7 protein-coding genes are annotated in these 12,737 nt (G+C 52.8%); 2 read left to right on the forward strand and 5 right to left on the reverse strand.

Going from position 1 to position 12,737, the window contains the following annotated elements; all coding sequences use genetic code 11:
* The first annotated feature begins 987 nt into the window (after positions 1 to 987).
* Positions 988 to 2,163, forward strand: a complete 1,176-nt coding sequence (locus E1H13_RS25010) for an RNA polymerase sigma factor, RpoD/SigA family (protein WP_240966847.1) — start codon at positions 988 to 990, stop codon at positions 2,161 to 2,163.
* Positions 2,164 to 2,384: 221 nt separating this feature from the next.
* Positions 2,385 to 3,155 (forward strand): DUF4058 family protein, encoded by a 771-nt coding sequence (locus E1H13_RS25015; RefSeq protein WP_169617691.1) that lies wholly within the window; start codon positions 2,385 to 2,387, stop codon positions 3,153 to 3,155.
* A gap of 654 nt (positions 3,156 to 3,809) precedes the next feature.
* Here E1H13_RS25015 and E1H13_RS25020 read toward each other — a convergent pair.
* The 5 genes from E1H13_RS25020 to lnt all read right to left on the reverse strand — a co-directional run.
* Positions 3,810 to 4,328, reverse strand: a complete 519-nt coding sequence (locus E1H13_RS25020) for a prepilin-type N-terminal cleavage/methylation domain-containing protein (protein WP_169617692.1) — start codon at positions 4,326 to 4,328, stop codon at positions 3,810 to 3,812.
* 94 nt (positions 4,329 to 4,422) lie between these two features.
* The gene (locus E1H13_RS25025) at positions 4,423 to 5,409 is read right to left on the reverse strand and encodes a prepilin-type N-terminal cleavage/methylation domain-containing protein (protein ID WP_206071058.1); all 987 of its coding nucleotides are present in this window, start codon (positions 5,407 to 5,409) and stop codon (positions 4,423 to 4,425) included.
* 90 nt (positions 5,410 to 5,499) lie between these two features.
* Complete coding sequence (locus tag E1H13_RS25030; protein WP_169617694.1) at positions 5,500 to 6,147, reverse strand: hypothetical protein; 648 nt, start codon at positions 6,145 to 6,147, stop codon at positions 5,500 to 5,502.
* Between the two features lie 182 nt (positions 6,148 to 6,329).
* Positions 6,330 to 11,363: a hormogonium polysaccharide biosynthesis protein HpsA gene (gene hpsA / locus E1H13_RS25035; protein ID WP_240966848.1), complete on the reverse strand. Its 5,034-nt coding sequence runs from the start codon at positions 11,361 to 11,363 to the stop codon at positions 6,330 to 6,332.
* A gap of 406 nt (positions 11,364 to 11,769) precedes the next feature.
* A partial coding sequence (lnt, locus tag E1H13_RS25040) for an apolipoprotein N-acyltransferase (protein ID WP_169617696.1) occupies positions 11,770 to 12,737 on the reverse strand: 968 nt, incomplete at its 5' end.

The following is a 12,737-nucleotide window of genomic DNA, read 5'->3' on the forward strand; positions in this document are numbered from 1 at the left end:
ATGGGGGGATGGGGGGATGGGGGGATGGGTGGATATGTGTGGGGTGGGGAAGATGGCGTAGGGGCGGACCTGGGTGTCCGCCCTGGCGGGGAATGGCAATGGAGGCAAGAGGAAGATGGCGGCGAGGTAACGTAGGGGCGGACCTGGGTGTCCGCCCTGGCGGGGAATGGGGGGTGGGAGAATTTTGGATTTTGGATTTTGGCATCCCCTCCTGGGAGGGGCAGGGGTGGGTCAGCTCGATTTTGGATTTTGGATTCTTGCCGCTACGGGCAGGCTGTGCCCTTCGTTCTTCCTTTTTCTATTTTCGTTCTTCAGATCGGGCGAACCCGTGGGTCAGGTATCAGGAAGGGTGGGCTGATTTCTGGTGGGACTAATAGGTATTTCGACTGATCAATTGCCTCCAGATCTGTTTATAGATCGACCCACAGCGACCCGGCTTCCACACTGTCGCCAACGGCGCCTGGTGCAGCAGCCCAGGAAGAAACCGAGCGTCTAGAGCATCAGTACAGACTGCCAAGATTCCAGGTTCTTAGGCTGATTGGCCATGAGTTTCGGGGCATCCCAGGGCAGAACCCTGGGATCTGTACCGGCGTTCTAGCTGTACTGTACCGTCGCTTCAGATCTGTCGTCGGGATCTGAATTAGACCCTATCGGGATCGCTGAGCAAGCCAACAGGAACCCATCGGCGAGTGACTGACTGAGGGGGCCACCCCAGACTTTGATCAATACCAACGCAAAAAATTCGAGGATACCAAAAAAATGGCCAAGATTTTCCTAAAGTCGAAGGTTCATTTTTGAATTTGGCTGTTACACTACGCAAGATGCCAAAGAAATGTTACATTGCCTGGGAATCTCTGGAAAAATCCGTATTGTGGACTCACAAATTCAATCGGATAAATCAGAACCTTGTAAAACGGGTTGCTACATTCTTAAGCAATTCGATATACATGCTTCAAGTCGGTAGGCATAACAGCTTTAATTACCCCCATGACCACTACGTTTAATTCCAATACAGATAGTTCTATTGCCTGGCCAGACGAACCGATGGATGAGTTCGAGTCAGACTTAAATCGGGCGGCAGAAAAAGTGGCCTCGGCAGAAGGTTCTGGAACGGCTGAGTCGCCAGCTTGGGATGAAGACCGAGAAGTCTTAGCGCGGTTTTCTCAATCGGAAGCGCTGTCAGAAATGGGGCTATCAGGTTATACCAAAACCATTACTGATGATGCGGTTGGGGCTTTCTTTAAAGAGATGGCCCGCTACCCGCTGTTGCAACCCAGTGAGGAGATCGAGCTGGCCCGACAGGTGCGGTTTTTGGCCAAAGTTGATAATGCTAGCGAAAAATTGCAAAAAGCGCTAGGCCGTAAGCCCACTCGCCAGGAACTGATTGAGAAACTCAACGTCTCTAGCGCAGAGTTCAGCCGAAAACTGCAAGAAGGACGGGCAGCAAAGCGACGGATGATTCGATCTAACCTGCGGTTAGTGGTCTCCATCGCCAAGCGTTATTTAAATAGAGGGGTGCCTTTTCTGGATTTAATCCAGGAGGGGGCGCTCGGATTAAACCGAGCCACCGAGAAATTTGATCCCGATAAGGGCTATAAATTTTCGACCTATGCCTACTGGTGGATTCGCCAGGGGATCACCCGCACCATTGCTAACGATGCCCGCACGATTCGGCTACCGATTCACATTGTGGAAAAGCTGAATAAGCTAAAGAAAGCCCACCGGGATCTGCGCCGGGATTTGCAGCGCAACCCCACTGAACAAGAACTGGCCGAAGCCCTGGATGTGACCGTTGATCAACTCAGAAGTTTGCAACAGGTACGGCGACGTTCCTTATCTTTAAATCACCGGGTGGGGAAAGGGGAAGATACGGAGTTGATGGAACTGCTAGAGGATAGCAGAACCCAAACCCCAGAGTCGCAAATCAGCGAAAATATGATGCGCCAGGAAATCACTAGCGTGTTGTCGGAGGTGTTGTCTGAGCGGGAAAAAGATATTATTACCCTGCGCTATGGGTTGACCACGGGCGAGACCCATACGTTAGAAGAAGTGGGCAGTATTTTCAACTTATCTCGCGAACGGGTGCGGCAAATTCAAACCAAGGCGATGCGTAAGCTGCGCCGTCCCCAGGTGGCTTCTCGGCTGAAGGGGTGGCTGAAGTAAGAAAGGCAGGAGGCAGTAGGCAGAAGGCAGAGGGCAGAAGGCAGAAGGCAGAAGGCAGAGGGCGGAAGGGGTTCACGGTTCACGGTCTACGGTGAGCCCTAGCAGCCTTCGTAGGGTGGGCATTGCCCACCACTCGGTAGAAAGTTTTCTAAACGTCACCTGATGCCGAACTGCGGTGAAAGTTAGATTAGAGTAGGCATAGCACTGCAAAGGCCAATCCTATGCCGTCACCATTTCCTGGAATGGACCCTTATCTTGAAGGCTACTTGTGGCCGGATGTTCATAGCGCCCTGGCCAGCAAAATTCGACAGCAGTTGACCCCATTGCTGCGCCCTAAGTATGCGGCTCGGTTGGAGGTTTACCTGGCGGAAGATCCGTTTCCTGAGGGAGAGGTGGGGATTCTTTACCCTGATGTGGAGGTGTTGGAGTCGTCTGCAAGCCGCCGTTCAACCCCAGAGCCGGGTGAGGCTAGCACGCTAACCATTACACCGCCGGGTTTGCGTTTGCCTGTTCACCAGGCGGTATCTGTACGGGTGACCAATGTGGAGATTCGCGATACAGCCGGGAATCGACTGATCACCAGTATTGAGATTTTGTCGCCGGTTAACAAGCGGGAGCCTGGGCTAACGGCCTATCGCCAGAAGCGGCGGCGGTTGTATGAGGCGGGGGTGCATTTGCTGGAGCTGGATTTGCTGCGGCGGGGGAAAAGGCCGTTTGACCAGCCCCGATTGCCGGTGGTGCCCTATTGTGTGGCGCTGACTCGGGCTGGGGCGACGCAGATGGAGCTGTGGCCGATCGCGTTGTCGATGAGGTTGCCGGTGGTGCCGGTGCCGCTACAAGCCCCTGACCCGGATGTGCCGCTGGATTTGCAGGGGGCGTTGGCGGCTATTTATGATGAGGCGGCCTATGAGTTGTCGCTGGATTATGACCAGCCGCCGCCGCCGCCCGAGCTATCGGCGGATGAGGTGAAAAGGATGAAGGATGAAGGATGAAGGATGAAGGGATTGGCCGTGGGAAGGGGGCTTGTGGGTTGGGGAAAAGCTAGTGGTCTGTCAAGACTAAAAATTAGGGTAAGTGCTTTGCAAAAGTCTTGGATCTTCAGGGAGGTTGCTTCAACACGTCAGGACCTTTCATCCCCTCCCACGGAGGGGTGCCCGTTCGCGTTCGCGAAGCGTTCCGAGGAAAAGCGTTCCGCAGGAAAGGGCGGGGTGGTCCCCTCCTGGGAGGGGTGCCCGGAGGGCGGGGTGGTCCCCTCCTGGGAGGGGTGCCCGGAGGGCGGGGTGGTCCCCTCCTGGGAGGGGTGCCCGGAGGGCGGGGTGGGTTCTTTCGGGCTTGCTTGACCCACCCCTACCCACTTCGACACGCTCAGCGCAGGCCTCCAAGGGAGGGGATTTCGGACCTTGGTGCCAACAAATCTCTACATCTGCTAACCCTAAATTCAAGACTTGACGCTGCACTAGGGTTGCCGATTAACCGTATAGGGTGGGCGAGAATGTCGGCGCAGGATGCCATATGCCAAGAGATCTCAGGGTTCTACCTTGGTATGCCCCAAAAGCGTGGTGAACAGGTCCAAGAACCCTGGGATCTAGCCCCGCCGTAGGGCCTGAAAGATTTGCCCCTGTAAATTCCTTAGCTTGATCGGTGGGTTAGTCAGCTGGAGCGGCTGAGACATCGGGGTTGTCGCAGGTGTCGCCTTCGGCGGTTTTGATGTTGCCGAGGATGCTGGCAACAATCACGCACTGCTGGGCGGTAGCATTTTCGGGGCTAATGCTGATGACGATAGGAAGGCTATCAGCATTTCTGACTAGGCCTTGATAGTCGAAGGTAATCTCATCCTCGGTGGCAGATAGCTGAATGCCACCGGGGTTATTGCTATCGTCGCCAAGCACCTGGGCTAAGCCTCTGACAGTGACGGTAGGGACGTCGGCATCTTCGTCAATCGCAACGGTGGTGTCTTGGCGCAACTGAATAGCGCTTTGTTGGGCGTTTCTCAGCACTTGGGTCAGGTCGCTTCTGACGGCACCCATGCGCTGGCGATTGAGGAATGCTAGCCAACCCGGTGCCGCGATCGCCGCTAGGATGCCAGCAATGATGACCACCACTAACACCTCTAGCAGGGTGAACCCAGCCGTTTGCTTAGCTTTATTTGGGAGGAAGGAGGACATTGCAAACACCGCTTATAAGAGATGGAAGAGCTAGCTGGACAAAGAATCGCCATATTTGGCTTACCTAGCGTCATTAATCGTTAGTATCGTATCGCTAGTCAGTGCTGTCACTAAATTTTTCAAGCACACCCCGCACCTGAACTTCGGTATTTAAAGTAGGTAAGCTGCTTCTATCACTAGTTGGTCCAAAGGTAAGCGGACGGTCAGCCCCCCTATCAGCGATGCTACCTCTGAGGAAAACGTACAAACTTTGGTTTTGACCTAAGGCTGTTGGCACTGCATCATTGTCATCGTCGTCGTCACCATTATCCTCGCTGTCATCAATGACACAGGTAAAGAAATTGTTCGAGTCTGCTGGAAATTGAAGCATATTTGCCCTAGGACAGCCGACCGCTATATCCTCATCATGGTCACTGATCGAGTCGGTTAGCACAACAGCGTTACCTCGGGTATCGCCATCAGGCTCCCAAGTTGGAAAATCGCTGCCTAACATAGAAGGATCTACATAGCCAGGGGTAGGAGTTAAATTACCCACATGGGCGTACTTCGTCAGTTCGTAGCGTACAATGCGGTTTGGGCCAGACCAGATCTCTCCCGGTTGATTTTCCCGAGAAAAATACACAACCAAATCATAAACGTTGTGGCGTACCCGCAAAATTTCACAGTCATCAGCGCGATTTGCAGGACATGTACCTAAGCTAGTCGCTGTGCCAGCTACATTAGGTCGATCGATAGTAATCGGTCGCAATCGCCAAAAGGCCACAACGGCAGTACTATCAGCAGGAGCATCGCTAAGCTGGTCAGCGATCGCCTCAGGATCGGCATAAACAAAAATGGCCTCTCGCAGATCGCGACTGATGTAGTCTAGGGCGCGTCGAGTATCTTGCTGAGCCTGGGTGAGTCGTTCTTCCCTAGCATTGACACCTAATAACTCGACCAAGAAATACAGCATGGTGCCCACAATCAGGGAACCAACGATAAGTGAAACCAGTAACTCAATCAGGGTGAAACCCTGCTGGTGACTCTTATCTTTTCGCAAGATTAAGCGGCTTATGGTTTTAGGCGACAGAGGGAAGGTCATGGGTCAGGTACTGCCAAATGAAAAGTAGATAGAAGCGTATGAAATCAAGACAGGATAGTCGACCAGTGGAGTGTTGGAGGGTTGTTAAAGCTAGGTGTTATCGGCCGATTCGTCAGCAGCATCATCCGATGTATTGGGTGGGTTGCAAGTAGGAGGAATACTAAGCTGGGCATCAGACAGCGGGGTCTCTCGTCGACGATTGGTATATTCAATAAAGTCACACAAAGAATCGCCCTGCTCGCCTACAGCAATGGTGGTGTACAAAGCTGCTAGCGGACGACTGGAACGATCGCCTTCACCACTTGTTATGGCTAGAGACGCTGGATCAGTAGGCAAGTTACCTGTACCGTCAACATTGATGTCATAGACTCGCACTCCCATGGCAAAGGCAATAGGAGTCCCGTCTGCCCCCAACTGTCCTGCTGCCCTAAACCGCTGCACCAAAAAGTTGTCCTGCCCATCACCATCTATATCGATCGGTTGAGCATAGTCAAAGCTAGACTCATCAGTGACGCTTAGATCGGGACCATCCGCATCACGAATCCCTCGATCAGTAACACCCTGAGCAACTGGGGGTAAATCTGCCGCCGCATAATCGCCCCGTTCCACCAAAACCCGGGTCGTGTCAATTTCACCTTGGGCCAGGGCCAGGGCCTGCTCTGCCCTTTGACTATTGACCCGAGTGGCAACCGAAATCACCATGACTGGGGCAATGGCTCCGGCCATTAGAGCAACCATAATGATGGCTACTAAGCACTCAATCAACGTTAGCCCTTGCTCTTGAGGGTTATTCCCTAACCTAGTCATCGGTTTGAGATTTGACCCCAGGGGTAATCGGCAATGGTCACGGAATGGAATCAACATGGTACATGCCCTATTTGATGGACTGACTCCCCCCAGTGGGGGGAGCGTGAAGGCGCTTAGTTAGACGTTGGGCAACTGTCACCCCTGATTGGTGGATCAAAGATGAATTCACCCTCTTCCCTGGCACAGCGCAGCAGGTTGATATAGGGATCGTTAGCAGGTAGTTCGCGGAAGTACTCGTTACGAGGAGTCCCTACCGAGATAAAGCGTCGAGCCGCTGCGGCTGGCGGGTAGTATAGCAAGCCTGGGTCATAACCCCACCGTCTCAGGGGTGGGAAGTAGTAGCCGAGACGCTCACTGTTATCAGGGCTAGCCCCCGGTTCCCAAGCATCGTGCTCAAAAGGCCCCGTAGACGCTGTAGCAAAGTTGAGTTGTAAGAAGGCACCGCTGATAATCAGAGGGCGTTGGTTACCACCTTCTCGCCAGTGCTCGATTAGGCGCGGAAAGTTGTGCAACCCACCATAAGCCTGTTCCGGACGGCTCGGCACAATACCGCCAATAAACACGGCATTCACTCGTACGTCATCTTCATCAATCCGGTGAAGATTACTGCGACGATTGCCATCACTATCCCTGAGGCCAGTCCAATCACCAGCGGCTACTTCCTCACTAACAGGGCCATCGTCGATGAAGGCATCACCGTTGCGGTTAATCCACACCGGGGAGCCAACCCCGTTTTCCCGTACTAACCCATCGCCTGTCAGATCATCATCTGGACGACTTTGATTCATGTAAGAGGTGTTAGTTGGCTGTGTATTGCCGGGTCTGGCAATAGTGAAGGTGTCCTCTGCTGCACCATCAATTAAGCTGCCAGACAGGATGGTAAAGGCATCAGCCAGAATTTCTACGGGTCGCCAGGTATCTGTTTCTGGTCGGGCAAAGTTCAGGTTCAAACCGCCATCGCCTTGTTCAGTCCTGGCTGTGTAGAAGTTAGCCTCAGTCCACACCTTGTCCATAACAGTGGCCCGGAACTCTTCCATAATCGAGTCAGCACCAGCTGTTACTTGGGTTCCGGCGTTATTAATGTGTCTGACCCTGCCAAAGTGACGGTTAAAGTCACCCTGGACGTAGGCACTGTTATCGGTAACAAAGGTCATCCCTACATCGCGGGTTCTGCCAGCGCTCATGTCAGCTCCGTTGCGGAACCGGAAGCCGTGGGGACGACGATCAGGATCTGCCACAAAGTCCACAGGCTTGAGACTAACACCCCATTCCGTCAGAGGCGGATCTTGTTCATCGTCTGGAGTTGTGCGCATCCGACAGTTGGCCGTGGTAATGGCTGCAACAGTCAAGCAGTCGTCAGCATCTTGATTGGCTCGCTTAGGCCGCACAATTTCGTCTTCACGCACCGCATCTTCGCGGAAGGCATAGACAATCCCTTCACTGAAGGTGTTGCAGTCCGGACCATCTAGATCATCTGGATCACACTGAATATCAGGGATCCAGGGGGTTGTAGCTCCATTAGGCTCTTCAGAGGTCAAGGTAGCCATATCCATATCCAGCACTCGAATGGCCATTTGCTCTCGGCCATCGAACATGCCCTTGTCTAGGAAGGCTACATCAGCAGCAGCTGTAGTACCTGGCAAGTTAATTCTAAAGGGTGCTGCATTAATTTGGGCGTGAGTAGGCTCAGCAGGGAGCCGAGGTCGGTCACCAGTTACAGGCAAGACCCAGTCAGATAGATTTACCGCTTTAGGTACTGCAGCAATTTCTTTAACCCCTTCAATGATGGCAGTATCATTTGCCTCAGACTTAGTGACGATTTCAAAATCGAAGTCACTATTTTCATCGCGGATGTAATCCTGACTGATATACTCCTCCTCCTGCGGTTGAGCGTGATAATCTGCTCCGTCATGATCATGCTCTTCTAGAGGAAACAGGTAGTAAAGGGAGGGGAATTTAACGGGCATATTACTGCGCTGACTGCAGCCTACTAGACCCGATACACCGACGTTGTCGTCACCGCCACCGCCACCAGCCAAAATTGGCCTAAAAACATTAGGGTCGCAATTGGTTCTAAGGCTAATAGGGATATTACCAGTACCGTAGTCAACAGTAACTAAATAACCAGTGTCAGCATCCCAGTCTAGCTCTCTACCGCCTTCTTCAAATGTCTTGGCCGTTTGGCCTTCTTTGAAACCCAAGTCACGGTCTCTAATTAGGGCGTATATACGGTTGACCCGGTTTGCATAATCCTCAAATAGTCGAGCATTATCTTCATTCAGGTTTCCTGTTCCATAGGGAAGGATTTTTTTCCATTGCTCAAATTCAACCTGGTTGAAATATTCTGAAGCTCCTCCTGGAGATCTTCCTTGGGTGTCAGCAATATCATTGCCACTGGCATCTTTTAGATTGCCAAGGAAACGATTCCTTTGGTTCTCCCTAAGGTATTGATCAGCCTTTGTCCTTAAGTAAGTTAGAGTAGCTGCGTTACCTGCATAAGGATCGTTATCCATCTCAACGACGACTTCTTGATTGGTGACTGGGTCTCTTTCAGTCTCCAGAGGAATGCCGTCAATTAAATCTTCGCCACTATCACCCAGGATAATTAAGTTTCCATTGGCAGTGGTTACAAGGTCTCCTGTGACGGGATCTCTTTTAGCCCTTTCATTCCTAACAATAGGTACAATTCGCCTATTAATCCATGAATTCCTATCTAGGCCAAGCCCGGTCAACTCTTGAACGAGACCACTATATTGAGGTCCGGGAGGTGTGTCGTTGGCAATATATAGAGCGATTCTGCCAATCAAGTTATTAAATCGTTGGCTGATGCTTTGGAGGTTTGGAAAGCCAGGAGGAGGAGGATCACTCATAAGAATCTTAAAATCTTGGAGTTCCTTGCCCATGTTGTAGGCCAGAACCCCAAGAGTACAAGCAGCAGTGTGAACTGTTGACTTGTCAGCAGGGCTCAGATCATTAAAGGCACTATCACTATTTAGCCCGCCAGCATCAATGATCCTTCGTAGGTTGGAAAAATCTCCCCACATGGCTTGTTGAGGGTAGGGGTGCACAAGGCTATCTTGTACAGCAGGGAAAGATGGAGCACCACCGTTAGGATCGCCAGCAAAGTGAGCTAAGTTCCTTAATGCTTTCCCTAACGGCTGATTTGCAGCAACTTGTGTTGCAAACTCACTGGCTTTATCAAAGTCATCATGGTATTTAAACTCCCAGCCATTGGTTCCCTGGCCATTGAAAAAGTCAGTTCTAGGGCCACCCGACAACCATTGACCAAAGGTTCTGCTGTTAGCAATGCTCTTCCTGGTACCAGGGTGAGCTGTTAATGCATAGCAAGCCATCGGGAATTCGCCGTCACTGGCCATACCACCCCCTTCAAAGTGGTAAACTGCCATGCTCTGAACTGCGGCCAAATTGTCTCGCAGAGAACGCTTTTGGCGATACTCATTAGCACCGATCTTGTTACCTACTGTGCGCTCTGCACTAGGCGGATATAGACGATCGGCATTTTCAGCCACCTCACCCACTGAGGGATCAAGATTCCACTCTACGGGGTTTCCTAGCTCTAGGCGTTCACCTACCACAAGACGCAAACCATGGGCAATGGCCTGCCGTTCCCAGTAGCCATCTAATCCTTCGACAGGGTCCCTTAACTTCTCGAAACCAGTAGTACTAATCTCATCACCAAGATCTCTAGCATTTTGGGTAATATCCAGGCTTGTGTCAGTTTCATCATAGCGAGGCTTTGGCCCCCATCTGTTATCGGCCCTAAACAAGTCGTCTACAAAAGGCTTCGGCACCCGCTTGTTGAGCACACGAGAGGCACCATCACGCTCACCAGCATGAATCGGATTATTTAACCACGCCGCATCTCGCTGCCAGGTTGCAGCATTGTTACTCTCTAATCGATCTGCAGTAAACAGAACCAAGGGGTTGGACGCAACATCGCCAGGACTACCATTTCTAACCGAATCATTATTATCAGTTAGCTGTCTATTGGTGACTGGTTCCTGATTATCGCCATCCCAGACATGAATGGTAACAGGGCCTTGACCACCATAGGAATCTTGAACGACTGTTCCTTTAACAATTTGGCCTTGGAAATCGTCATTATTTCTACCAACGCCAACAGTTACCTCTGACGCTTCTCTGCCATATACGCAAGAGTTGTGAGAGCTAATTTTATAGGACTCAAAACTAGAGTTATTCTGGAATCCACCAAGAATGAGGTTGCCATCTGTGTGCATAGCCCCATTGATTGTGAAGGGTGAACCAGGATAAGCTTCTAAGTCATAGCGGAACCAGGCAGCCCACTTATTACCCCGGTCGGCAATGCGGGATTGCTGAAACTCAAAGGATTCTACTGTGCTATTCGCGTCACTTTCGTTAGGCACAAAGACATTGATCTGAAAATTCTTTTGCAGACTGGCACTGCTACCCTGGTCTACTACCTGCCAACCAGCTTCAGACCGGGCGTTCACACAGGCTGGCGAAGCCGCTGTAGCCGCAACAGGCCCGGTGCGGGTCACTAAAGCCTGGGCTTTGTCTTCATTGACTGGATCTTGGATTCTGATCGCTTCAGCACTATCAGGGGAGATATCTTTGGGGCCAATGTCATCCACCAAAATTGAATAAACGATAGTTTCGCCGTTATCGTCAAAACGCCAGGCGTTATCTAACGTATTGTCACCATTGATATCCAGCCGCTCTTCATCCGGGAGGGTAAATGGATCGCCAGGCAATGCAGACAAATCAGTAATATAGGGTTCATCCAGCATCATGCTGGCCAAAAAGTCGCTGGTAGGCAACCCGCCAGTCAGACGTGGATCATTGTTAAATAAGAACTCAATTTTGGCTCTGGCCCGATCTACTGCTGGGGCAGCCACATTAGCGACTCTCACTTGCTCCCGCTGGGAGATCGCCATATCACTGCGGGTAAAGGTGCGATAGGCAAGTGCCGTCGCCGTCAACACCACCATCAGCGTCAACAACACCGTCGTCGGCAACACAAAACCCGACCGCGCCCAACGGGACGGTCGGTTCGCCAACAAAACAACCCGCAACAACCCAGTCACTAATCGCTTCAGCGCCGCTTTAGGAAGCCGCCAAACCTGCCGCAGTAGATGACGATGCATTTTCAAAGACCGATTAGCCAAACAACAACATCTAGAACTCGCATCAGCAGCGCCATACCTGGCCCTGCCACAGCCCTAGAGCCTGCCGGGGGGCAGACAGACCCTGACAATACCCTGGTAAACCTCGAACCCGACACCAGGGGGCGGGTGCTCCGTGTGCTTGGGATATTGACCCATAAACCTCAAGCGGGCAAACACCCAACGGACCCGAGCTTACAGATCAAGATACCCACATAGTTTAGCGAAGCCATCAGGCCTGTAAAGCTTCCGTGTAATCACGGACATTAGCCCTCACCTGATACCGAGACCAACTTAATAAGACGAAATACGTTACCCGATGTGCCCTGAGGATTCCATCTTAGTCAAAGCTTGATTAAATAGCCTGGGTATTTTCGCGATACTTCATTTATCGCCGTACCCCACGGCTAGCAGGCCGACGGACCACCCCGATCGCGGTGAGGCCTACCAGCAGAGGGGTGAGCCAATCCCCTAGGGTAACGTAGGGCGTGGCCCAGGGATGACGGTATAGCGTCGCCCTGTGCGCCACATAGGTGTGGGTCGGCGCTAACCAGCGGGTGCGACCGTGGCCATCCACCAGCCCCGACAACCCCGTATTCGTCACCCGAATCGCCCAGCGATCGCTTTCCACCGCCCGCAGCACATCAAACCCGTGGTGCTGGCGCATCATCCCCAGGGGGTAGGGGTCATTGTTAGACACCGTGACAATATATTCCCCCCCCGCTCTGGCCTGGCGCCGAAACAGCCGGGGGTAGGCCGACTCGTAGCAAACCCCCACAATCCCTGGCCCCAGGCTGGGCTCAAACCGCTGATCAGGCCGACCCGGCACCAGGTAACTATCCATGGGCGACAGCCGACCAATCAGCTGCCCCAAAATCGGCTCCAGCGGCATGTATTCCCCCAGGGGCACCAGTTGCACCTTGTCATAGCGAGCCTGGGGTACTGCCATTCCCTGATCGGTAGGGCGCAGTTCTAGCAGGGTTTGGGCATGGCCCTCGGCAGCGGTGCTGGGCATCACGGTACCCAGCCACAGGGGCACCCCGGCCTGGGCAACGGTGCGGGTCAGGGCGGCAAACTGGGGCAAGTTGGGCTGCCAAATCAACGGAATCGCCCCCTCGGGGGTGACCACCGCATCCACCCCCTGGGCCGCCAGGGTGCGATAGCCCTGGGTATAGCCATCGAACGCCTGGGCAATGCCAGCGGCGGTCAGCTTTTCGCGGGTGGGCACATTGCCCTGTACCATGCCCAGGGCGATCGCCTGGTCGGCAGGGTTAGGGGTGGGCCAGAGGTAGAGGGTGGCACCGAGGAGGTGGGCGGCGAGGAGGAGGAGGAGGGGGTGGGGGAGGTGGGGGGATG

Source organism: Nodosilinea sp. P-1105 (genome assembly GCF_012911975.1).
Classification (GTDB): Bacteria; Cyanobacteriota; Cyanobacteriia; order Phormidesmidales; family Phormidesmidaceae; genus Nodosilinea.